Origin of the sequence: Bacillus sp. F19, from assembly GCA_023823795.1 — a bacterium.
Lineage (GTDB): Bacteria > Bacillota > Bacilli > Bacillales > Bacillaceae > Bacillus_P.
This window is the reverse complement of sequence record CP085711.1, coordinates 466,933-490,676: the sequence shown is the minus strand read 5'-3', so window position 1 is coordinate 490,676 and position 23,744 is coordinate 466,933. Positions and strand designations below refer to the sequence as shown.

The 23,744-nt window shown below is 34.1% G+C and carries 22 protein-coding genes and 2 pseudogenes; 6 read left to right on the top strand and 18 right to left on the bottom strand.

What is annotated here, in order from left to right:
* Positions 1-8: 8 nt before the first annotated feature.
* The 10 genes from LIT25_28050 to LIT25_28005 form a co-directional block, all read right to left on the bottom strand.
* Positions 9-818, bottom strand: a complete 810-nt coding sequence (locus LIT25_28050; GenBank protein USK36599.1) for an energy-coupling factor transporter transmembrane protein EcfT — start codon at positions 816-818, stop codon at positions 9-11.
* Between the two features lie 31 nt (positions 819-849).
* A complete protein-coding gene (locus LIT25_28045) occupies positions 850-1,428 on the bottom strand; it encodes a hypothetical protein (GenBank protein ID USK36598.1) in 579 nt (192 codons plus the stop codon).
* A gap of 36 nt (positions 1,429-1,464) precedes the next feature.
* Positions 1,465-2,535: an NAD/NADP octopine/nopaline dehydrogenase family protein gene (locus LIT25_28040; protein USK36597.1), complete on the bottom strand. Its 1,071-nt coding sequence runs from the start codon at positions 2,533-2,535 to the stop codon at positions 1,465-1,467.
* A 53-nt stretch (positions 2,536-2,588) separates the two neighbouring features.
* Positions 2,589-3,281 carry a GntR family transcriptional regulator gene (locus LIT25_28035; GenBank protein USK36596.1) on the bottom strand — a complete coding sequence of 231 codons (693 nt, stop codon included), beginning with the start codon at positions 3,279-3,281 and terminating at the stop codon, positions 2,589-2,591.
* Between the two features lie 379 nt (positions 3,282-3,660).
* On the bottom strand, positions 3,661-5,046 hold the full coding sequence (locus LIT25_28030; GenBank protein USK36595.1) for an MATE family efflux transporter: 1,386 nt from the start codon (positions 5,044-5,046) through the stop codon (positions 3,661-3,663).
* 12 nt (positions 5,047-5,058) lie between these two features.
* The gene (locus LIT25_28025; GenBank protein ID USK36594.1) at positions 5,059-5,352 is read right to left on the bottom strand and encodes a metal-sensing transcriptional repressor; all 294 of its coding nucleotides are present in this window, start codon (positions 5,350-5,352) and stop codon (positions 5,059-5,061) included.
* A gap of 253 nt (positions 5,353-5,605) precedes the next feature.
* A complete protein-coding gene (locus tag LIT25_28020; GenBank protein USK36593.1) occupies positions 5,606-7,543 on the bottom strand; it encodes a DNRLRE domain-containing protein in 1,938 nt (645 codons plus the stop codon).
* A gap of 328 nt (positions 7,544-7,871) precedes the next feature.
* A complete protein-coding gene (gene nagE / locus LIT25_28015) occupies positions 7,872-9,332 on the bottom strand; it encodes an N-acetylglucosamine-specific PTS transporter subunit IIBC (protein USK36592.1) in 1,461 nt (486 codons plus the stop codon).
* A 673-nt stretch (positions 9,333-10,005) separates the two neighbouring features.
* On the bottom strand, positions 10,006-10,845 hold the full coding sequence (locus LIT25_28010) for a PRD domain-containing protein (GenBank protein USK36591.1): 840 nt from the start codon (positions 10,843-10,845) through the stop codon (positions 10,006-10,008).
* Positions 10,846-10,883: 38 nt separating this feature from the next.
* Complete coding sequence (locus tag LIT25_28005; protein USK36590.1) at positions 10,884-11,381, bottom strand: PTS glucose transporter subunit IIA; 498 nt, start codon at positions 11,379-11,381, stop codon at positions 10,884-10,886.
* 444 nt (positions 11,382-11,825) lie between these two features.
* Here LIT25_28005 and LIT25_28000 point away from each other — a divergent pair, with 444 nt between their 5' ends.
* Positions 11,826-11,987, top strand: a complete 162-nt coding sequence (locus LIT25_28000) for a hypothetical protein (GenBank protein ID USK36589.1) — start codon at positions 11,826-11,828, stop codon at positions 11,985-11,987.
* A gap of 134 nt (positions 11,988-12,121) precedes the next feature.
* Here LIT25_28000 and LIT25_27995 read toward each other — a convergent pair.
* Both LIT25_27995 and LIT25_27990 read right to left on the bottom strand, forming a co-directional pair.
* Positions 12,122-12,199: pseudogene (locus tag LIT25_27995) on the bottom strand (IS3 family transposase).
* A pseudogene (locus LIT25_27990) lies at positions 12,195-12,338 on the bottom strand (MATE family efflux transporter). Before LIT25_27990 ends, LIT25_27995 begins: the two co-directional pseudogenes overlap by 5 nt.
* A gap of 671 nt (positions 12,339-13,009) precedes the next feature.
* Here LIT25_27990 and LIT25_27985 point away from each other — a divergent pair.
* From LIT25_27985 to LIT25_27975, 3 genes are all read left to right on the top strand, one after another.
* Positions 13,010-13,804, top strand: coding sequence for a ParA family protein (locus LIT25_27985; protein USK36588.1), 795 nt, complete (start codon positions 13,010-13,012; stop codon positions 13,802-13,804).
* Positions 13,776-14,273 (top strand): ribbon-helix-helix domain-containing protein, encoded by a 498-nt coding sequence (locus LIT25_27980; protein ID USK36587.1) that lies wholly within the window; start codon positions 13,776-13,778, stop codon positions 14,271-14,273. The genes LIT25_27985 and LIT25_27980 overlap by 29 nt, the downstream gene beginning before the upstream one ends.
* Positions 14,274-14,589: 316 nt before the next feature.
* Positions 14,590-15,030 carry an ATP-binding protein gene (locus tag LIT25_27975; GenBank protein USK36796.1) on the top strand — a complete coding sequence of 147 codons (441 nt, stop codon included), beginning with the start codon at positions 14,590-14,592 and terminating at the stop codon, positions 15,028-15,030.
* 1,049 nt (positions 15,031-16,079) lie between these two features.
* Here the strand turns inward: LIT25_27975 and LIT25_27970 are convergent.
* Positions 16,080-16,247, bottom strand: coding sequence for a hypothetical protein (locus LIT25_27970; GenBank protein ID USK36586.1), 168 nt, complete (start codon positions 16,245-16,247; stop codon positions 16,080-16,082).
* Between the two features lie 729 nt (positions 16,248-16,976).
* Here LIT25_27970 and LIT25_27965 point away from each other — a divergent pair.
* On the top strand, positions 16,977-17,270 hold the full coding sequence (locus LIT25_27965) for a ribbon-helix-helix domain-containing protein (protein USK36585.1): 294 nt from the start codon (positions 16,977-16,979) through the stop codon (positions 17,268-17,270).
* 854 nt (positions 17,271-18,124) lie between these two features.
* On the opposite strand, the gene LIT25_27960 is transcribed toward LIT25_27965, so the two are convergent.
* The 5 genes from LIT25_27960 to LIT25_27940 all read right to left on the bottom strand — a co-directional run bounded on the left by LIT25_27960 (position 18,125) and on the right by LIT25_27940 (position 22,010).
* Positions 18,125-18,886, bottom strand: a complete 762-nt coding sequence (locus LIT25_27960; protein USK36795.1) for an Rpn family recombination-promoting nuclease/putative transposase — start codon at positions 18,884-18,886, stop codon at positions 18,125-18,127.
* Positions 18,887-19,323: 437 nt separating this feature from the next.
* On the bottom strand, positions 19,324-19,590 hold the full coding sequence (locus LIT25_27955; protein ID USK36584.1) for a hypothetical protein: 267 nt from the start codon (positions 19,588-19,590) through the stop codon (positions 19,324-19,326).
* A 44-nt stretch (positions 19,591-19,634) separates the two neighbouring features.
* Complete coding sequence (locus LIT25_27950; protein USK36794.1) at positions 19,635-20,075, bottom strand: Rpn family recombination-promoting nuclease/putative transposase; 441 nt, start codon at positions 20,073-20,075, stop codon at positions 19,635-19,637.
* Between the two features lie 542 nt (positions 20,076-20,617).
* Complete coding sequence (locus LIT25_27945; GenBank protein USK36583.1) at positions 20,618-21,274, bottom strand: Crp/Fnr family transcriptional regulator; 657 nt, start codon at positions 21,272-21,274, stop codon at positions 20,618-20,620.
* Positions 21,275-21,362: 88 nt separating this feature from the next.
* A complete protein-coding gene (locus LIT25_27940; protein ID USK36582.1) occupies positions 21,363-22,010 on the bottom strand; it encodes a Crp/Fnr family transcriptional regulator in 648 nt (215 codons plus the stop codon).
* A gap of 448 nt (positions 22,011-22,458) precedes the next feature.
* On the opposite strand from LIT25_27940, the gene LIT25_27935 reads away from it, so the two are divergent.
* Positions 22,459-23,733, top strand: coding sequence for an aromatic acid/H+ symport family MFS transporter (locus LIT25_27935; protein USK36793.1), 1,275 nt, complete (start codon positions 22,459-22,461; stop codon positions 23,731-23,733).
* Positions 23,734-23,744: the final 11 nt, after the last annotated feature.

The following is a 23,744-nucleotide window of genomic DNA, read 5'->3' as shown; positions in this document are numbered from 1 at the left end:
AAACTTTACTATAAGACGACTGAATTATCTGCACCTAACCCCAAAACAAATCTTACATATAAAGCAACAATTAAGAAAATAATCGTTAAAATGGTAATAAACGTATCGATATTTGAGAATTTCATATCCTGATAGTATTCTTTCCATGCCATTTTACTGAACCCCTTACTTTCAACGGCAAGACCCATTGTTCTGCTTCTTCTCAAAGAGTTAATTAATAAGGGAAAAACAGCCAATCTGAAACTGTTCCAACTTCCTCTTATCCCCTTCTTATTTACTCCTCTAATTGTTTGGGCATTTGATATATTGGTTAATTCCTCGAACACTAGAGGGAAAAATCGCAGGGTACCCAAAAACATAAATGCAACACTGATAGGTACCTTCATTTTCATTAATCCTTTTGCCAATAGAGCGGGGTCTGTTGTTAAAATTAAAATGATCGTCATAAAACAAGGAATGGCAATCCTATAACCAAGGATCAGGCCGGAATATAGGCCAATATCGGTTGCTTGAAGTGAGCCAATTGAAAAAAGGATGTTAGCATTTGGTTGGTTGTAGTTATAAAAAGTGGCAAAAACAATCGCAGACATTGCAAGTATTACGATCGTTACGAGCAATGGAAGGATTGGCTTAATCTTAATCTTCGCTGCAAACCATAACGGCAACCCCAACATTAGAATGGAAGTTAAATAAACTGGATTCATGAATAAGAGTGGAATAATTACAAAACTCAATATTAAAAGTAATTTAGCTCTTGGGTCCAATTTATGGACCCACGTATTTTCATCCAAGTTGGAAACAAAATCAATTGCAGCCACTGCTTACACCTCCATGTAAATTACTAGACTATCAACCTAATAGACCTTTTAACTTAAGCCCAAGTTTCCTTGCAATAGCAGCTCCAATTATCATACCTATAATAGAAATGGCGAATACGATTGCAATCATATTAAACGGAACTGGAATCTGATAAACACTAATAATACTCCACCAAACAAAAGCCTCGTATACCATGTTATATAGAACAGCTGCAACGATTAAATCTTTTGTACTGGAATAAACCTCGTCAGCATTTGCAAAAGCTTTTCTTCTCATATTTAAATAGATTTCAGGTAACAATGGAGCAATTACAACCAAGACCCAATATACAGGTATTTCTCCTTGGATAAAAAAGTTGATAGCGCACCAGGCAGCAGTAAAGTAGACAGAAGCATACGGCCTCCTTACAATCACCCAACACAGGACTAGACAGAAAGCACAAAATAGATAAACAAAAGTATGATTAAAGGGAAAGACAACTCCTGCAAATTTAAAGAAATACCATAGTACTCGATACAAGACAGCAAATACGACAATTGTAATTAAATCAACCGCAGTTACCTTCTTCTTAAGTACAGCAATTTTATTTCCAGTCGCTAACTCAGTCATTATATTGCCTCCCACTTTATATTAAATTTTGTATTACTAGATTTGTTGTGTTAGCCCTCCAGCACTTAAGATTTCCTCTTTCGCCCAATCTTTAAAATTAACTCCTTCTTCTCTATAATCCGTATTCATGAATAAAGAAGCTGTGTTTATGATTGAATCTGTATAAGGAGTTTCAATTCCTACTTTTTTTCCTAATTCCGATATAGGAACAAGTCCAAATGGGATATCCTCTGTGATGTACCGATGATTTAGAGTGGTAGGTGCGGTTCCAACTGGGAACAGCCCTGGTAGCGCCTCATAAAGGCTTGAATAATCAGCTCCATAGAATTCATTCAAGATAGTTAGAATGTCTTGTGTTTCAACTTGTAACAAGTTTGCTAACATTATTCTTTCATGATCAAGTTTTTCAATATAGGAAACGGTTAGGGGTGAAACACCCTGACCATAAAATTGGAATTCCTCAGATGAATCGATTCTGCTTGCGTTGAAAAGTGTAATTGGAGTATGGATAACAACGTTTGAATTGTTTAATGATGTCTCAAATATATTCTTAGCTGTTATTAACTGTGGGAAGGTTTCTAAAAACTTGTTTGAGATGGAAGCATTCTTTGAAGTAGGAATGGAACTGATGAGAACATTTTTCTTAATTTTATTGATGAAGACGGATCCTGCATTATCTGCTTTACTAACAAAAGGCATCGCACTAGTTTCTGCAACTGTAATATTCTTCTCTTCTAAAAGATCTCCGAGAATCTCCTTACATTCCATTGCTCCCCAATAACCTGGAAATATAGCTATTGTTTGGTTTTCTTTCAAAAGAGGTTTCAGTTTACTAAAGACTTGTTTATGTCCGAAAGATGTAGTGGTGATAATGACGAATTCTGCATCTTCGATGACCTCTTCCATAAGAGAAGACGCTTCTATACTCAGCTTTGCAGAATACATCCCTTTCAGCTCTAATCCTTGATACGAAATTTTTTTTGCTTTTAATGGGTCTCGACTATATAATTTTACCTTCTCCCCTTTTAAGGAGAGGTAGCTTGCAATCGCTTGGCCTGTATTACCTGCCCCAATCACCGCAAATGTCATATTATCCCCCTTATTCACTTGTAATAAATATTGGAATCCTTTGAATAATAAATGCTTAATTGCTTTTAATATTAATTGGATTCGATTTGCAAAGTTTCCTCATATTGCATTACTGCTAGGACAGCCTGATTCATCGAATCTAACACATGATTTTTCATAGTTGTTTCAGCATTTTTCTTATCTTTTTTAATTATGAAATCGAGAATTACTTCATGTTCATCAGAGGTTTTTTTTGTGTCAATAAAATGCGCTAAGCGTCTGTATCGTGTGATATGATCGTTAAGTTGAAATAGTATTTTTACTACCGTTTTGTTTTGACTTAGATTATAAAGGTAAGTATGAAATTGAGTTCCAAAATTACTGACATCCTCATGGTTTCCTTCCCCTGAAGTCTCTTTAACCATCCGAACCAAATAAGATAAATTTTTAATATCCTGATCCGATATATTATCAACAGCTTCTGACACTACAATTCCTTCTAACATGCTACGAACTAAAAATAGCTCTTTTACTTCTTCAACAGACACTGGTGCAACTTTCAAACGCCCATTCGGCTGACGAACGACTAATTCCTCTAGTTCTAACCTTTGAAGAGCCTCCCTCAGAGGTGTTCGACTAATCTCCAATTCATTAGATAATTCATCTTCAACGATTTGTTTCCCTGGCTTATATTTACAATTGATAATTCTTTGCTTGACCTCTGTATAGGCGAAGTCTTTAGCCGAAACTCTCATTAATGGAATATCTCGTTGGGCCCTCAACAATTTTCACCTCCTATAAAATGCATCCAAATATAATTGTATACAAATATATTGTATTTAATTTCGAGGTGAATGTAAAGAATAATCAAAATATTTTGTATATTATTAAGGAGTACCGAAATAATATAACCGATATTCTACTCTAAAGTTATCGATTCAGGTTTTTATTAATTTTGGAATCTATTTGAAATCACGTAATAAATTAAGTGTTAAACTGTCACGTTTACAGTATAAAAAAGCATCTCCTCTTATTGAAGAAATGCACCCGTTGGTAAAAGAATTGATTTAATTTCAAGGTATAACAGCTCTACATTGTTTATTATTTGGAAAAATTACCGGTTTGTTAAGAGAAAAAGAGCTGCATTTAACATCTCAAAATTTTTTACTTTGATACCATATAACCCTGCTCTTCAATGTCTTCCTTAATCAAGCGTCTAAAAAAGGTTTGATATCTCCAAGTTAGGAATATCGCCCGTATAAGTATGTCTATTGCAATGGCGATCCATATCCCTGCAATCCCCATGTTAAAATAGATTCCTAAAATATAGATTCCTAAAATCCTAATTAACCACATCCCAATAGCCGTACTGTACATCGGACTCTTTGTATCACCAGCCCCCTGCAAGGCGCCTGCTAAAACGAGTCCAATCGCCAAGGCAGGTTGGGCAAATGCATCAATTCGCAAAGCAATGGTAACCATTCTAATCGCTTCAACATCAGCCGTAAACCAGGTTGCCATCCAAGGTGCGGTGAAAAACATGATTAGCCCAATAAAACTCATGAATATGACTGCTATTCCCGTTGTAAGTATGCCATAATGATAAGCTTCTTTCAGTTTCCCAGCCCCAAAATGCTGGCCGACAAGCGTTGTAGCTGCGATTGCCAAACCATAACCAGGCATATAAGAAAACGTTTCAATATTCCCTGCAATGGTATGAGCAGCGAAAGTCTCCGTTCCGATATAAACGATTAATCCAAAATAAAGGACCTGACCAAGCCTCATGATTAGACGTTCAATAGCTGCTGGTGTCGATAAATTAATAATGGATGAATACTGTGACTCTGCATCGCTTGAATCAAATAGTGAAAAGGATACAGGTGATTTTTTAATGTAGTAATAAAGCGTAAATGTACCAAGTATCCTTACAACCACGGTAGCCCAAGCCGCACCTGCAACTCCCCAGCCCATCCAACTTCCCAATCCGAAGATGAGTATATAATCGAGAGCAATGTGTAAGGCATTCATCCACAAAGCAACATTCATCGGTCTTCTAGTATCGCCAGCCGATCGTAAAATACTTCCCAAAATAATCATCAAGGAAATGAAAACCGAAGGGATTCCAACAATTCGCAAATAAACAGCGCCTTCTGCAATGACTTGAGATTCCGCCCCCATAAGCTGAAGTAATGATTCCGATAAAAGTAAGGTGATCAATCCAAAAATCATTCCTATGATAATAGCTAAAATAGTGGATTGTTTTGCTACAGTCTTTGCCTTACTCATGTTACCAGCTCCTATGTTACGGGCAATCAGGGATGAAGCACCAACCCCAATGGCCATGAAGATAGCCATGTAGACTGCCAATACGGCATTTGCAATCCCTACGGCCGTGACCTCCACTAGACCTAATCTAGCCACAAAAAGAGTATCGACAAAGCCTACCACTGTTTGTAAGATATTCTCGATCATCGCTGGAATAGCTAATAAAAGAATCGTTGTTAGCTTCTCCTTTGTTGTGCAACCTTCCAAAAGTCTTTCTGCGGACATGAACATCCCTTCCTATCGGATAAAATTGTTTAGAGCTTTTTTTAAATCCTCGAGGACTTTTTCTTCATCGCCACTATGAACAGCATTAACGAGACACCCTTCCATATGATCAGAGAAAATAACCTTTGCTGTATTGTCCAATGCTTTCCTTACTGCTGCGATCTGAAGCAAAATATCAGGACAATCTCTACCGTCTTTTGCCATTTCCTTTATGGACCGTACATGACCTTCTATTCTTGCAAGACGATTGATGACTTGTTTTCGATGTTTATGTTCATGATTGTGTTGGTGTGTGTGATCACTCATATTAATTCTCCTCCTTATATATATAATATCCCCCTAGGGAGGATATTATCAATAAATTTTAAAAATTCAGAAATTAAATAAGGAATGCCGATAATCTTTAATTATCGGCATTCCTATTAGTCCTTTGTTCATACAGATAGGTAAGGGTATCTATTGATCAAGGTTTTAATGTCACCTTTTTTTCATCAGGTGTTCCATCGGGCTTTTCGTCAGGTTTGTTATCCCCACCATTGGAACCTCTTCCATTCTCAATTCAGTATGTCAAGGTCAATCTTGGTATATAATTTGGATCAGCCTGACGACTCGTTCCATATCTTACAAAAGTATCTCCAGAAGAACTAACATTAGAAAAGATTCTTAGACTCAATTTACCATCTGAATCATATGCTTTTTTTACATATTCGCTTATATCAATCATCAGCCCGTTTTTATTTGGAGTCCATGTTTCTATTATTACCCCAGTTTTTTGGGGCTTGTTATTAAATGTAAGATTTTCTTGAGACCATGAATTATCGTCTACCAATTCAATAGAATTTGTTATATTTTTAGATTCTACTAAGCTTCCTACTTCTACAACAGGAAGGTAAAGCATTGCTGATTTCGGGTAACTTTTCATTTCAGATAAATCAAATTTTAGATAACCTTCTCGGGAATAAGAGGAAGTTTCTCCTCCATCATTTTTCACTTCCATTATGTCTGTTGGATAATAGGAAGTGTTACCGTAACTCCCGCCGCGAACAAATGTACTTTCGCTTGCAAAAACATATTCCTGATTTTCGGGTAAATCTTTATGTGGAAATTCTACAGGCTTGTTAGAAAATTTCACACCTACTTTTTCATTTAACCAAAGCGTCATATAAGCAGAACCCATTCTTGTTGATATTGCTTCCTCTCTTCCTAAATAGGAATTTTCACTCGGTTCATATGTGTGACCATCTTCATGGCGGTCTTGTTGTCCTAAAACTTTATTCGCATGCAATTCTGCCCATTTTTTCGCATCATTACCGTATCCATATACGTAAGCAGAAATATCAATATTGGCAAATGTATCAAATATTCCCGTGCCCCAGTCCGTACCTTGAGGATAATATAATTCGCTAGAATCTTTTACATACATTGTTCCACCCGGTGCAACATACGGTGGAGATGTAAAGGTTGTTTCAGTTAATCCACTATAAAGATTGTCCAAATTGTATTTTGCAGCTAGTGGAAGTTTTTCGCCAACTAGGCTATTAACAATCGAGCTGTTTACACCGGTTGCCGCTGCATTATAGACTGGGTGGATCAGATTATGATTGATAACTGTTCCATCGCTATTGACATTATATCCATAAACCCAATCTTTTGCTTTTCTTCCATGTATGATTTCATCACTTTCATTCATCTCTGGAGTAGAGAAGGAAGCTAACTGATATTCGATCATGCGGTAATACCACGCATCTGCATGTTCATGCCGTGGTAACATATGAGAAGCCAGATTCAATAATTCGGAGTTCCAACTATCTTCTTCAATTTTTGAATCTCCTGGGTATAATTCTTTTCCGTTTGTAAGTTTCCAATAATCAGGATTTTTATTGATGAAACGATCTGCTTCATAAGTAATCATGTTTAGTATCAATTTTTTTTGTTCCTCATTCAAATCGTCCCAAAATAGCCATGCTGCGTACCCTGCATAATATGCCCAATGAGCTGCCTGCCAATCATCTCCCCAAGCCTTATAATTACCGCCATTGGATTTATGGGCATACGCAACAGAAGTTGATAATTTGATTACGTAATTTTTTGCGTCTTCTACACTTACTCCAGTATAACTTTCATCATAAGCACCTGTTTTAAGTGAAACAGCCAGCCCAAATGCCTGACCTGCTGGAAAACGATAAATATATTCATTGACGTTTGAACCAGCAGCCTTGTAAAGATTGTAATACTCCTGGTCTTCTTGCGTATCAAGATGTTTTTTATCTTTATACCATACGTTTAAAGCGTATTTATTCGCATTTAAAAGTGTTTTTTTCACTGTCAACATCAAATCATCTTCTTGAATTTTCTTCTTAAATTTATCAAAATTAATAGTTGCCACATAGTCATTATTGTATTTATCTTCTGCTTTTACATTAAGAGTCTTTGAAGGAATGAAAAAACATTGCAATAACATAACAGTACTTAAAAGCAAAACCATTATCTTTTTCATAAATTTCTCTCCTTTTGTACATAAGTTTTTCAATGATGTTAAAGTTAGCATTCAATAACCGTCAAGTCCGCTATTTAGTGGCTTCTAATAAATTTAATGCACAACCACTTTGCTATACAAAAATCTTACACCCCCTTTAAAAGAAATAATGTAAACTGACTTATTTTGAATACGCTAGGCCAATGATTTGATAATTTTATAGTTTATTTTTATATCGTTGAAGTAATAGAAATAAGTTTAGTTGTCGATTTCCTCAATGTTCTCTTTACTACATAGCGCTGTTTAATATTGTAGAATAATGCATCCCTATTTAAAGATCTATTGCTATTTATTTGCGGATTTTTTCTATCTCATCTGCTATGAATTGTACTTCCGTTCCGACAATAACTTGAATGCTATGTTTTCCAACAATATTAATTCCCGGTACACCCGTATTTTTAATCTTTTTCTGATCTACCGCATCCATATCTTTCACTTCAATTCTTAAGCGAGTCACGCAGTTGTCAACAGACGTTACATTGGCGTCTCCGCCTAGGCCATCATAGATCTTGGCAGCCATTACTGCAAATTTAGAGCCTTCTGCGGGAGATTGATCACTGCTTGCTGTACCTTCTTCAAGCATTTCATCTGTATCTTCTTCTCTTCCAGGCGTTGCCAAATTGAATTTTATAATTAAGAATCTGAATAATACATAATAAATGACCGCTACCACAAGTCCTTGCAGAAGCAACATATAAGGCTGATTAGCTAACGGTAATCTTGAACTTAATACAAAGTCAACAAATCCTGCACTAAAACCAAATCCTGCTGTCCAATGGAAAAATGCTGCAACAGCTAATGAAAGACCTGTTAAGGCTGCATGAACCACATAAAGTGCCGGAGCTAAAAACATGAATGAAAATTCAAGCGGTTCTGTTACCCCAGTAAAGAATGAAGCAAAACCTGCCGCTAACATCAGCGATGCCGCCTGTTTTTTTCTTTTCGTTTTTGCAGTATGATACATTGCTAACGCTGCAGCTGGTAATCCAAACATCATAATTGGGAAGAATCCAGCTTGATACATTCCTGTAATTCCCTTTGTTCCAGTTCCTGCCCAGAAATTACCAATATCGTTAATTCCAGCGACATCAAACCAGAACACTGAGTTTAAAGCATGATGTAACCCGGTAGGAATTAAAATTCTATTGAAGAAACCATATAATCCTGCCCCAATAAACCCTAACTTACTGATCCATGTTCCAAAATCTACTAATCCATTAAAGATTACAGGCCATGCGAAGAACAATACTACTGAAACCAGCAACATAGAAACAGCTGTCATGATTGGAACTAAACGTTTTCCACTAAAGAAAGATAATGCAGCCGGCAATTGTACATGACTAAAACGATTGTACATAATGGATGCTACGATCCCTGAAAGAATCCCAACAAATTGATTTCCGATTTTTGCAAAAGCCGCGTTGACATTTTCCGGGTCAACCCCTTGAAGCATCGCTACTGAGTTTGTTGAAAGCAGCGTTGTGATAACCAAGTAAGCCACCAAACCACTCATAGCGGCAGAACCATCTTTTTCTTTTGACATTCCAAGTGCTACTCCAACTGCAAAAAGAATCGCCATATTGTCAATAATAGAAGATCCGGCTTTAATTAAAAATGCTGCGATCGGATTCCCTGCTCCCCAGCCTGCAGGATCGATCCAATAACCGATTCCCATCAGAATCGCCGCAGCCGGTAATACTGCTACAGGTAACATCAAAGAGCGACCAATTCTTTGTAAATATTTCATCATTTTTAAAATTCCTCCTATCAAAAATTATGGGATTACCAATATTTTTAGAAAAAAACAGTACACTGTTTTTTTGTTAATTAAACATTTGTCGAAAATTTTACTTAAGTAAGGAATTTCTCACTTTATTTTAACCCGCACAATCTTGGTTTTATCTCCATTTACTTATTCAAAATTCTATGGATTGGTGACAAAAAAACAAATATTATTGCTTAGATAATCATTACTAATAACGTTATAGGGTTAATAGTAGGAACCAATCTCTTTCCACCAAAACCAGTCAGTCTGGAAGTTTAATCTGAAAAATGATGATATAATACCAAATATAATTCCTTACAAACATTCATATTGACCGCTTCATAATAGCTACGGTTCAGTTTGTTAATACTAAAAACCTGCAGCGCTACTTCCGATTGATAAACTCCAACAGGTAGACTAATAGCAAATTAATTAAATAGCTATGTTAAATAAAATCGCGTTCCCTGAATTAGTAATAAACTTAATGTCTAATAAATTGGACCGGCCAATTCGAAGTAAGATCGCTGCTACTGGCAATTACAGCAATAGAAAGAAAGTGCCTTACCTATTTTTATGAAAAAATCCTAACATCTCTATCCCTCCTAATGGTTTTATATATATTGAAAAAGCAAATGCTTTTTTCAATATATATAAAACTTTAATTCTTCTCTTCTATACTCCATCGTTGCTTTAATCTTTCTATATGGAGAGATATGTATCCAAGTTCATATTCAGGAAGTTCCATTTCATAAGTGTTTTTTAAAACTTGAACTACTTCCTTAGAGCATTGATAGGAAATTGGAAACTTCTTTTTAATCATTTCTAGCATTTCCTCATCCAGAGAATGGAGTTCAAAATGTTTTACTCTAGAGATGGAATAACGAAGATGTGTAATTAATCGTTGATAAGAAATATCATCATGATCTATCTTAATAGCCAAATATTCAGTAATGGTTTGGATAAGATCACTGATAATAGCTGTCTGTCTTACTATTTCCTTCATATCTCCACTTTTTGGTTTAGCTGTATGGATATAAAGTGCAATATAGCCAGCTTCATCTATTGGCATTTCAATTTGAAACCTCTCTGCAATATGCTGAATTGCCCACATACCAATTTCAAATTCAATTTTATAGAGTACTTTAATTTCTTGAATAAGCTTATTCTGTAAATGAATTCCTTCTCGTACTCTTTCAATCGCAAAGGACAAATGGTCTGTAAGAATAATATGGATATGGTCACGTAATTTCACACCTAACTTTTCTTCTGCATAGGAAATGATTTCTTCTGATATTTCGAAATGTTTTTCAGGAATTCTCAATATAAGCTGCTGTAACTTATCCGTCTCCTCCATAACAAAAAGCTTTTCAACTTCTTGTGTTCTGACAATATCATTTCTTCGCTTGTTAAAGGCAATGCCTGTGCCGATGGCTATTTTCTCGGTTTGACCGTCTTCAACCACTACCGCATTATTATTCAAAATTTTTTTGATTTTCACTTAAATGCCCCTCCTCATCTCCATGGTACAAGAAAGTTTTACTTTTTCGTCACCTTCATAACAACCGTTTCACCTATTATTGCAACTTTATTCATTGACATTTCATATTTGTGAGTATTCTTTTGACTGTTTGTAATAACCATAATCGACATATCACTTTTTGCATGTTCTTTAATATGCTGTAAATTATATGTCAGTAATAACTGCCCGACAGTTATAGAATCTCCAACATTTACCTTTAAATCAAATCCCTCACCTTTTAGAGCAACTGTTTCAAGACCAACATGAATCAATATTTCAGATCCACCATCAGCTAATATTCCAATAGCATGCTTTGTAGGAGCTACTTGTATAACCTTTCCATCCACTGGAGATGCTACATTTCCATCAATCGGAATAATAGCCATTCCTTCCCCCATCATTTTTTGACTAAAAACAGGATCTGGCACTCCTTCTATGGAAAGAATTTCTCCATTTATTGGTGCGAAAATAAGCTGTGATGTTTTTGGATTTTTCTTAATTAATTTTGAAAACATTTTAGAATCTCCTTTTACCTATTTTTAGATCATTTACTAATAAATTCTCTTTAAATTAACGCAAAAAAGGCACGGTGGTATCCAATCAAAAGAATTGAAATTCTTTCAACTGCACCACCCTGCCTGATCGAATCAGTAACATGTGATCAATATGGATTATTAATTATAAAATAACACCAGTTATGAAAAAGCACAATATGTAAGCGCTGTTTTTTCGAAATTTAAAATAATTAACTATTTCAATAATTGTATAACGTTATGAAATATTACCATCTATATTTATTGATGGAACAAAGTAAACATCTACATTTTTGAAATTCCTTAACTTCACATATTTCAGTTAGAAATGAAAAACTAAGATTCCGAGAACCAAAAAGAGGATTTTGATCCTAGATATTAAACTTGATAACACACTAGGGAAAATTCATTAAAAGGAGAAATTGTATGATTGATGGAACCGGGTTACTTCTTATAACTCTTGCTTTATTGTCTACAATAGCAGCTTTTTTTGTATTGGATAAAAATAGTAAGGTATGGATGTTCATCGGAGTCTTTTGTATTGTAATTTTTATTGTGGTGGCAGTTTTTTTGCTAAGAAGTATGTAAGAGCAGATGAACAAGATTATAAATATTTCATAAATAGTTTATACAAATCTAGTAAACATAATCGTAACTAAGAGAAGCTCCCCATCACAACCCCCTTAAGCTGAAGTGAGCCCAAAAAGTTAGACACTTTATTATTAGGCAACGGGTAGGGCATGAGTTCGGTATTCAACCGGACTCATGCCTTTTAGTTTTTCTTTAATCCGCTCATGATTGTTTCGCAACAGTCTTTGCCTTACTCATGTTACCAGCTCCTATATTACGGGCAATCAGGGATGAAGCACCAACCCCGATGTCCATGAAGACAGCCATGTAGACTGCTAATACGACATTTGCAATCCCTACGGCCGTCACCCACTAGACAGCATTAACGAGACACCCTTCCATATGATCAAAGAAAATAACCTTTGCTGAATAGTCCTTTCTTATACAACGCAAGCAATATTATTTTATGTATTAACATTATCATTATCATATATGTCAAAATATACATTGATTTAAAATAGTTTTCTAAGTTATCGTTTATAACTAATGTTATTGTTATAGATAGTCTATATATTAAAATATATGTCCGCATATATATTAACATTATAAACAACAATAATGATAAATCACTGTATGATACCAAAAACAAATTTATGTTATATAACATTTTCATAAATATTAACGTTTTTATCATATACAACAACATATATGTTGCTACTGTAATTAATTTATAAAATGTTATTGACTATATATCTATCAACAATTTATTGATACATTTTGTTTCTAATAATAACTTAACAATATATGCATATTATGTATTAACATATATATTAACATATATTTAGTGTAATAAAAAAATTGCATTATTATGTAAAAAAACTTCAGTTAATAAGATTAGTAAAGGAAGCCTTAAATTCAATATATTTATATGTGCTAATATATAAAATGACATATACAACAACATATGTTTTAATATAATTATATATTTAGAAACAACAATTTCAGATGTATTATTAGAATAAGAAAAAGAGGTGTTAATGTTGGCAGCAAAAATAGTAACATTCGGTATAAGTAAGGGTGGCTGTTCAAAGTCTACCAGCAGTGGAATTACTTCCTATCTATTAAGTAAGGAAGATAAAGTTTTAGCCATTGATATGGACGGGCAAGGAAACTTAACCAGCTTTTTAACTGGCGAATATGATATATGCAATGTCTTCGAGGAGAAAACCATTCTTGAGGCCATCTTAGAAGAAGATGCACGTTCTTATATCATTAAGATCCAAGAGAATTTAGATTTAATACCATCAAATGATTTCTTGGCAACATTACCACGAAGAATGTTTGAAAAAGGGTTAAAATTAGATGCCCTACAAAAAGCTCTTCAGCCTGTCATGGAGGATTATGATTGGATAATTATCGATACACCTCCAGCGTTATCTGAGCAGACAGTCATGCCATTAAGTACATATTCAGAAGCTGGAAGTTATGCTGTAGTCATGTTTGATGGATCGATGTTTGCATATTATGCCATTCCTAAATTCTTAGAGATTATTGAAGGTGCAAAAGAGCGATATAATCCAGCATTAAAAACTGCCGGGGTCTTATTTTCTTTAATTGATGCTAGAGCTAAAGAAAATGAAGTAATGGAAGAAGCCATTCAAGAAGATTATCCTGGATTAATGTTTAATTCAATTATAAGAAGAAAAGCATCTACTAGACGATTAGCCATTTCAGGTTTTGATGGAAATTCCGAATTAAAAAATGCATTAGAATACTACATACCATTTGTGAAGGAGCTGAAAGACCGTGTCAACCAAAAACAGCCTCAAAGATAAAATTAAAAAACCAAATGCTACACAAGCTTTTTTTAACTCATATGATACAGAAAAAACAGATGAGAAATCAGACAACAATGTTAATGACAATCTCAATCATGAAAATATAATTAATAATAATGACAAAAATAAAGAAAATAATAATAATAATGTTACTGATAAAGTTAACAACAACACATATGTTAAAAAAGACAACATTGATGTTGTTAATAATAACGTTACTGATATTATTGACATTGACGATAACAACGATGATGATTATCTTCGTGATTTAGTCGCTGGGAAAAAACCATCAAAGAAAAAAGTGAAGAAGGTATTCACCTCTTTTTATATGGATCCGGACTTAGCTGCAGAAGTAGACAAAATCGCAGCAAGAGGGGAAAAAGGAGACAAATCCAAGCTCATCAATGCGGCCATTAGAAAGTTATTGGAAGAATACGGGGTTATCGAAGGAAAATCTTCAAGATAGAACGAATGAATTAGTTTCTCAAAACCCCATTCAAACTAAAGTGAATTTTACTTTTTATCAGATAAAAGATCAATCAGGTTTATCCTGATTGATTTTTTTTAATATAACACTGTGTTAAAGAATAATATTGATCTATTATTCTTTCTTAAACGAACAGTACAGGTGGCTTAACTACTATAAAACATTCGTTAAAAAAACAATTTACTTAAATGATCTTGTAATTATCAATTTGTTACAATACGCTAAACTAAATATATCGTTTAGACATTGTGTACGTTACTTGTTGGAGGTGAGGACTATCGCGACACTTCATTTAATGGTTGGGCTGCCGTGCAGTGGTAAAACTACCCTTGCGCAGAAACTCGAAAAGAAATATTCTGCACTTCGTCTAACTCCTGACATATGGCATATTCGTTTGTTTGGACATGATACGGATGACAAGGATCATAATGCTAGACACGACTTAGTTGAAAGTTTACTTTGGGATGTTGCTGATAGAGTTTTAATTCTTGGTGTAGATGTTATTTTAGACTTTGGATTTTGGGGACGTAGCGAGCGAGATGAATTTCGCTCACGAGCAGCAGAATTAGGAGCTGACTTTAAGATACATTTTTTAGATGCAACTGAAGAGATGCTTTTAGAGCGTCTTGCAGCAAGAAATGCTCAACTTCCTCAAGGTACGTTTCACTTATCTGAGACTAACCTTAAAGAGTACATGCTGCTATTTGAGCCTCCCTCTCAAGAAGAGCTTGAATAATCTCATTTAAGTCTTTGTGTTAAAAAAATCAGCATTAAGCGTTTTAACAGAACCTAAAAGCTAGAGTATCTTTAAAAGCTTTACTGTTGAAATTCATTTTTAATACCATTATCGAATTTGATTTCTCCCTAAATTATCATGAATATTACGCTTCCTCTCTATTGTATTTATTTGAAATACCTTAGTTACCTTAATTCACAATAGATGTTCTTATTGCATCGAAATAGTGCTCCAAACACGGATAAAAGCTACTTTGATAATGCAAGAATAATATTAACGAAATAAAGAGCACTATAGATATATACATCAGTAATTATGATAATAAAACATATGTTTATGATAACAATATTGTCATTGTTAATGATGAATATAATGTAGATATATACATCAGTAATGATGATAATAAAACATATGTTAATAATAGCAATAATGTCATTGTTAATAATGAATATGATGTAGATATATACTAGTAATGATGATAATAAGACATATGTTCATGATAACAATAATGTCATTATTAATGATGAATATAATGTAGATATATACTAGTAATGATGATAATAAAACATATGTTCATGATAACAATATTATCATTATTAATGATGAATATAATGTAGATATATACAGTAATCATAATTATAAAATATATGTTTATGATAACAATATTGTCATTGTTAATGATGAATATAATGTAGATATATACAGTAATCATAATTATAAAATATATGTTTATGATAACAATATTGTCATTGTTAATGATGAATATAATGTAGATATGTACTTATAATTATGATAATAAAACATATGTTTATGATAACAGTATTGTCATTGTTAATGATGAATATAATGCAGATATATATTAGTAATTATGATAATAAAAATATGTTTTTGATAACAATATTGTCATTGTTAATGATGAAATCACTCTAAACATAGGTTAGGATCGAGAAATCCATAAATTTCGTTTTCAGTAACACCAATCGCATTCATATATAAAAAGAAAAATTCAATAAGAGACCCCAGAGAATATGATCTCTGGGGTCTCTTATCTAGATAGCCATTTTTTCGTGTACTTCAATCCAGCTGATTTGCTCAGATACGATCTCTTTAACCGCAGCATGGATAATCTGATCTTTTTCTCTTTCAGATAGCCCCACAAATTCCTCTTCATCAAAAGTAATAACAAAATCATTTGGCACCTTAGCAATCACTCTCATAGGATCCCTCATTTCGGACGTATTTTTATAGGATATTCAAAACCATATAAGGATATGACTGAAAAAAATCCATGCTCACTTTTATAGAATGTCGAGAATGTTCGTTTTTTTCTAGGAATCTTTTTTACAAGGAGCTAGCTTGTAAGATAGTGTATTTGCTAGCTCCTCACTATCATATGAAACGAACAATGAAAATAATCTCCTTCCTCCCTTTCGTGATGCAGCAGCTGTATTGATGCACTGAACCACTTTACCGTTTCTAAAAATCTAAGAAAAATCTAACATTACGGGTATGGAGAAGAGGGGGAGGGGGGGCATCTTAAAGCATTTTTATGATTGTAAGATTCATTGATTTATAGAAAAAAAGATTTAAAAAGCTTGTCTTTGCTCCATTTATCATAAACCAGACATGCCAAAAACACGAACAATCACCATGTTCGTGGTACGGATCCTCTGTATATTTGCGATCTAAAATGATTCTATTTTTCCGTTAAACCACCTTCATATATTCGACATACAGACTGGTTTTTAAGCCTTCATTATCTAAACATTCCTCTGGTACCTCATTTCCTTCTTGTAATAAGGAGATGCCTGTGCATCATATAAAAGCATTCAGCTTTTAGGAAAGAGACCCTTGTTAAATGATACAGAACTGTTCTTTTCCAGGAGAGTCCTACATATCTTATAACATCACTGCACCACTCATTCACTTTTGGAGGTTGATAAACAATGGCGAAAGTTAAAGTTCCCAACAAATCGAAAAGTGCGAAAACAAAAGGATTAGGCGGAAAACGATGCTGCAGGTTCTCGATATCCGTCAGCAATGATACGGAAAAGAAATTAGACGCTCTTGCAGTCAGTACAGGTTTTTCGCGCTCAGAGCTCGCAGATTACCTTCTGCAGGCATGTGTCAACTCACCTGACTTTGTTTATGCCCTGCAGGAAAAACACAACGTGAATGAAAAATACAAGGTCTATCCTACGATCATAAATGTAGGGGGAAAACAGCAAGTCGTTTACTGAGCCATCAACCCAGGTGGCTTTTTTATTTTGCTTTTCTTTTTGGAGGCATGGCAAACTTCAATCCTTGCTGGATCCATTTCATTTCGCTTTCATGGCAGCTCTTGCATAGGCCGTTGCGTTTTTTGTGTAACCCTTTATCTCTGACTCGGATGTGCTTCTCACATTTTCTGCATTCCATATATATCAATCTCCTTGATTCAATGTGTGTTGCTATCACTATTGACCAAATGAGATTGGTTTATACATAGAAAATGTTTTTAAGTGCCTTGAAGGTTCTAATTTTCATTGAAAGAATTTGTGAACATAAAAAAATCCTTCTTAAGAAGGACTTGGACTTGCAAATCATTTATTTAAATCAAGGGGGTATTAGCAGTATACCCATTTTAATAATTTTATATACATGCAGGTTAATATCTTTTGAATAAGTATTAGTAAGAGAGGGGAACCTTCAATTTAGAAATATTCACTTAAAATGTTTGAATAGGTAGTTAAAAGCTTTATTTGCTGTTGGCCAAAAGATTCAATAATTACTTTTCAATTAGTCACTGTATTTTATATTTTAATATATATGTCGATATATATATTAACTTTGTTGTTAATTTTGATTTTAATAATGTATACAATTTTTGTTAAATTTTTCAATAATTAAATTATTAAAAAAGATGGAAGAGCGTTCACCTTCAGCAACATTAGGACCTTAAGGTAGTCAAAGAGTGCACTTGCACATTTTGAAGATTTTTAGAATCTTTTCATCATTTCTTTTGAATAAAAATAATTACTCTAGAAAATCCATTCACACAGTCATTAAAGTAAAAACAAAAAATGAGCGCCATTATAGTCGCTCAATCAATTTATTATCGGACTTCTCTTTCAATTTCCCTGACCTTTTGCAGAGGCAACCCTGTATGGTTTACAACATCTTGAACAGACATACTTGGTATTTTGAATAAGCTTTTAGCAATTTCAATGGCTTTTTCATTCATACCATCATTCCTGGTACCTTCAATTTGTGTCTTTTGATCCGCAATAAATTTTTCTCGGAGCTGATACATACGGATAGTTTCCTCGTCAGCACTTAAACGGCGTAGTTTATCTTCTGCTTTTGCTACTAACTGACCCAAGATAAACACCTCCTTTAAATTAGGCTGTTTAACCGAATCCCCTTTTAGAAATAATAACCATCTATGCAAAGGATTATGTAAATTAACATCCGTTTCATTGAATTTTGGCATTTCAATAAAATGAATTTCAAGCAAATCCGTTAGAAGCTGTTTGGAATGATCCTCGTAAATCTTATAGCTCGAGTGATAAGATTCAATGTCCGTCAGATAATTAAACCCAAGGATATTGATGGTAATGGTTTTATTTAAATCTGAATATTTTTGAGCTGCTTTAAAATTTTCAGTAAACAGCTTTGACCAATAAAAGAGTGTTCTCTCTTTCATGTTGTATTCATTTGCTAGTTGGACCTCTATATTAATTTTTTCTCCAGTATAACAAATGGCCTTTATATCAAGGATTCCTTGCTTATCATCAATTTTTTCTTTATTTAGCTTTTCTTCTACAATGTACAAATCTTCAACATCATTTTCTAAGACTGCATTTAAGAATCCTATTAATAATACTCTAAGGATATAATATTAATTAATCACTGTATTTTAGTATATATATGTCGATACATATATTAACTTTGTTGTTGATGTTAATTAATCACTGTATTTCAATATATATATAGATACATATATTAACTTTGTTGTTGATGTTAATTAATCACTGTATTTTAATATATATGTCGATATATATATTAACTTTGTTGTTAATGTTAAATTTGATAATGTATACAATTGTTGTTGTATATTTCGATAATTTTTACAAATTATTAAAAAAGATTGAAGAGCGTTCACCTTCGGCAACATCAGGATCCTTAAGGTAGTCCAAGGGTGCACTTGCACATTTTGAAGATTTTTAGAATCTTTTCATCATTTCTTTTGAATAAGACAGTCATTAATGTAAAAACAAAAAATGAGCGCCATTATAGGCGCTCATCAATATATTATCGGACTTCACTTTCAATTTCCCTGATCTTTTGCAGAGGCACCCCTGTATGGTTTGCAACATCTTGAACGGACATACTTGGTATTTTGAGTAAGCTTTTAGCAATTTCAATGGCTTTTTCATTCATACCATCATTCCTGGCACCTTCAATTTGTGTCTTTTGATCCGCAATAAATTTTTCTCGGAGCAGATACATGCGGATAGTTTCCTCGTCAGCACTTAAACGGCGTAGTTTATCTTCTGCTTTTGCTACTAACTGATCCAAGATAAACACCTCCTCTAAATTAGGCGGCTTAACCGAATCCCCTCTTAGAAATAATGACCATCTATGCAAGGGTCAACATCCGTTTCATTGAATTTTGGCATTTCAATAAAATGAATTTCAAGCAAATCAGTTAGAAGCTGTTTGGAATGATCCTCGTAAATCTTATAGCGCGAGTGATAAGATTCAATGTCCGTCAGGTAATTAAATCCAAGGATATTGATGGTAATGGTTTTATTTAAATCTGAATATTTTTGAGCTGCTTTAAAATTTTCAGTAAACAGCTTTGACCAATAAAAGAGTGTTCTCTCTTTCATGTAGTATTCATTTGCTAGTTGGACCTCTATATTAATTTTTTCTCCAGTATAACAAATGGCCTTTATATCAAGGATTCCTTGCTTATCATCAATTTTTTCTTTATTTAGCTTTTCTTCTACAATGTACAAATCTTCAACATCATTTTCTAAGACTGCATTTAAGAATCCTATTAATAAATCTTTATCTTAATTCTCTCCAAACAGCTTCTTGAAAAGAATATCATTTAAGGGTTTTAGTCGTTTCATAATCAAACTCCTTCAATGAAAATATGTCTATTTAAAGTGAGTACATTTATTAAGAAATCAATGAATAAAACCGATTAATATATATTATTGAATATGTTAATATATATGTTATCAACAATGTTATATTTAAATATAACATTGTAATTATCTACAGGAAACCATACTAGCTTAAATTAAAAGGTTAACTCTGAAAAAAGAACAAAGGGGCAAACAGATCTTTAATAGGAGAGCTTGAAGAACCACCAACTGATTAAAAAGAAGAATGTTCAACTACTTTACGCTTGGTAGTATAAAAATTGAAGAAAAATATTCAAGTTTACCATGAGGAGTATTTGTTAAATCAAATCCAGATGGACTCTGCAGGACAATCGACTTTATTTCTTATAGAAATAAAGCAAAAAAAGATGCGCTTACACTGCATGGTTTGCACATCTTTTTCATGATAACAAAGATACCTTCTTGTCTATCTACATCGATAATATTAATACATCCAAATTTGAGAGCGGATTTGCTCCTGATCCACGGATCGTCTTTAGTCCTTCGAAATCCAAAATTTGAATGGTTCGATTAGAAAATGCAATAATATGTTGAGTTTTCCACTTATTTAATATTTTATTAACCGTTATTCTAGAGGTACCTATGTACCGTGCAAATGACGTTTGATCCATCAAAAAAGTGCCATTTTCATTTACAAGTTTCAACAAATAATGTGCCATTTGCTGTTCAACTGGTGAATTAAGAAAAGAAATGACTTCGGCTAGTATCCTAAATTTATAGATTAAGGAATTTGTAAATAGGATGGCTGTTTCTGGATGTTCCTTGCTGATTCTAGATAAGACTTCATCAGAAAAATAATAAATAACAGAAGGTGTCGTCGTGATGGCTGATGTTAAGTAACATTCCTTATTTACACCGTGCTCCCCAAATAGCATTCCTTCCGGTACAAAGTTGATAGTACGTTCCACGCCTTCATGAGTGAGGAGAGTTATTTTCACACCGCCCATATGCAAGTAATAAAATCCTTTCCCTTCGCTTTCCTGGTGGTAAACGACTGTGTTCTCCTCTACCTCATATTTATAACCGTATTTTAAAAATGGACTCCACGCATTACGGATATTTTTCATAAGATCTCCTTCTTATAAAAATAAGCATTTTTACTGAACTATTAATTTTGAATTCTGACCTAATCGAAAAAACACAAAATTTGTTGCTTTATACACTTTTGGCAATGGTATTCTGGTTAATAAGCCTTTTTAATAATTCAGGTTTTTTGATGAAAAACTTCCGCTCTTTTATCTCAATTATTTGTTCCTCTTTCCATTGTTTTAAAATTTTATAGACTGTGATTCTTGATAATCCTGTACATTTTGTAAGGTCTTGTTGGGTGATATGAACTTCGTAATTCTTAAATTCATAACATATATTTAGTAGGATAGAGGAGAGCTGTTGTTCTGGAGTTAATGTATACAAATATATTTTATCTGCAAGAATGTGCATTTTCTGGATGACCGTTTTGATAAATAAGTTTAATAGAGACGGCTGTAAATTGATAAGCTTTTCAAATTGGTCGCAAGAAAAATAGTAAAGAATGGTGTCATTTACTACAGTTGCTGTCGTAAAATGGGGCTGCCGGTCCATTGCCTGTATTCCTAATAATTGACCGGGAACCGCGATGTTTAACAGCCGATCATTTCCGGCAGTAGTAGTGGTTGTAACTTTAACTATCCCTTTGTGAATATAATAAAATCCTTCCCCTGTTGTTCCCTGAGTATAAATAACCGCTTTCTCCTTAAAAAATTGCCTGGATCCCATCTGCAAATACCTGTCCCACTTAAAATCACTGTCAAAAAAGATAGTCATATAACAACCTCCTAATAAAAAGGACTAACTTGGTAGCGCTTACATAAATGAACGGCAAGAATCTGATATAAGCAAACTCTGCATTATTAAATAAAATAGTTAGAAATTTTAGAAAAAATAAATTTATGTTAACCACTTTACAAAAGTCTAAACGAATTACTCTGTAAAATCAATATGAGTATTCTTGCAAATACGAATATTCAAAACATTTCCTCTGCATAATAAAGTAAGCATATGTTGGTAAGGAGAGTTAGGGGGTAAAACTGGCGATTTAATAAAGGGGAGCTAGAAAGCGAGTTTCGTGGGGAGGGTAATGCATCCAGAAAATGCGAAAGCGACTAATGCATTGGACAAATACCGAAAAGGGGATGTAAGCATGAGCCAAAACTTACAAACTGCCGTACAAAATAATAGCCAATTTGATACGAAAGGCGAATCAATAAAGATTATGCCTAAAGCGACGAAGCTTGTTCTTATCTTGTGCTGGTTCGCTATGCTTGCTGATGGTTATGACCTGGGCATTTATGGGGCTGTGCTGCCAGCTTTAATGGAATATAAGGAATGGAACATGACCCCTGCACAAGCAGGTGCAATAGGCAGCTATGCACTAATGGGTATGCTTATAGGTGCAATATGTGTTGGTACTCTAACGGATCTAATAGGCCGTAAAATGACACTTGTCATTTGTATCACTTTATTTTCCGTCTCAATGGCACTGGTAGCTTTATCAACTTCTTTAGAAATGTTTGGATTTTTTCGTTTTATTGGTGGACTTGGTTTAGGTGGTGTCATTCCGACTGCTTCTGCCTTAACGATTGAATATTCGCCCATTAAACACAGATCAAAGCTTTACGCCATCATGTACACGGGATATCCGATTGGCGGGGTTCTTGGAGCCTTATTTTCTATGTTTTTCCTGCAGGAGCATGGGTGGAGAACAATGTTTTGGATAGGTGTAATTCCTGTCCTTATTATTCCTTTTATCATTAAATTTTTACCTGAATCTATTAGTTTTCTTTTGGTCAAAAAAGAATTCGCCAAGGCAGATCGAATTGCAAAGGAATTTAATCTTCCTGCCGAATTCACACTGGCTCAATCAAATGCTCCTAATAAGGATTCTGGCAGTAAATTAGCGGCAATTGCAAGCTTATTTTCAAAGAAAAATATTCGTGCAACTGTATTTTTCTGGATCACTTTCTTTATGGGATTGTTGATGATTTATGGCTTAAGCACTTGGCTCCCGAAAATGATGAGAGAGGCTGGATATCCACTTGGCCCAAGTCTTGGATTTCTGTTAATGCTTAACTTTTCAGCTGCTGTAGGGGCCCTTTTAGCCGGAATGGCAGCAGATCGCTATGGATCAAAGAAAATTATCAGCGCTTCGTATTTCCTTGCGGGTATTTCCATTGCACTATTAAGCTTTAAATCTTCCATGGTGTTTGTTTATGTCTTAGTCGGAGTGGCGGGCTTTGGAACAATTGGAACAACGCTCATTCTGAACGCTTACATTTCTAAATATTTTGATGCCGGCAATCGTGCTACTGCATTGGGATGGGCACTTGGATTTGGAAGAATAGGAGCTATTTCCGGGCCAATCTTAATCGGAATCTTCATGAGTGCAAAGCTTGATTTCACGCTTAACTTCTTTCTATTTGCCGTTGCAGGAATCATTGCATCCATAACTGTCCTGTTTATCCCTAAGAAAGGCGATGTGAAAATTTAATATGCTTTAAA

Bases quoted from the DNA above. Each gene is read 5' to 3' on its own strand.
- LIT25_28045 (USK36598.1), bottom strand. From the start codon at position 1,428: ATGACTGAGTTAGCGACTGGAAATAAAATTGCTGTACTTAAGAAGAAG.
- LIT25_28030 (USK36595.1), bottom strand. From the start codon at position 5,046: ATGTCCGCAGAAAGACTTTTGGAAGGTTGCACAACAAAGGAGAAGCTA.
- LIT25_28025 (USK36594.1), bottom strand. From the start codon at position 5,352: ATGAGTGATCACACACACCAACACAATCATGAACATAAACATCGAAAA.
- LIT25_28020 (USK36593.1), bottom strand. From the start codon at position 7,543: ATGAAAAAGATAATGGTTTTGCTTTTAAGTACTGTTATGTTATTGCAA.
- nagE (USK36592.1), bottom strand. From the start codon at position 9,332: ATGATGAAATATTTACAAAGAATTGGTCGCTCTTTGATGTTACCTGTA.
- LIT25_28005 (USK36590.1), bottom strand. From the start codon at position 11,381: ATGTTTTCAAAATTAATTAAGAAAAATCCAAAAACATCACAGCTTATT.
- LIT25_28000 (USK36589.1), top strand. From the start codon at position 11,826: ATGATTGATGGAACCGGGTTACTTCTTATAACTCTTGCTTTATTGTCT.
- LIT25_27975 (USK36796.1), top strand. From the start codon at position 14,590: ATGGTTGGGCTGCCGTGCAGTGGTAAAACTACCCTTGCGCAGAAACTC.
- LIT25_27970 (USK36586.1), bottom strand. From the start codon at position 16,247: ATGAGAGTGATTGCTAAGGTGCCAAATGATTTTGTTATTACTTTTGAT.
- LIT25_27965 (USK36585.1), top strand. From the start codon at position 16,977: ATGGCGAAAGTTAAAGTTCCCAACAAATCGAAAAGTGCGAAAACAAAA.
- LIT25_27945 (USK36583.1), bottom strand. From the start codon at position 21,274: ATGAAAAATATCCGTAATGCGTGGAGTCCATTTTTAAAATACGGTTAT.
- LIT25_27940 (USK36582.1), bottom strand. From the start codon at position 22,010: ATGACTATCTTTTTTGACAGTGATTTTAAGTGGGACAGGTATTTGCAG.
- LIT25_27935 (USK36793.1), top strand. From the start codon at position 22,459: ATGCCTAAAGCGACGAAGCTTGTTCTTATCTTGTGCTGGTTCGCTATG.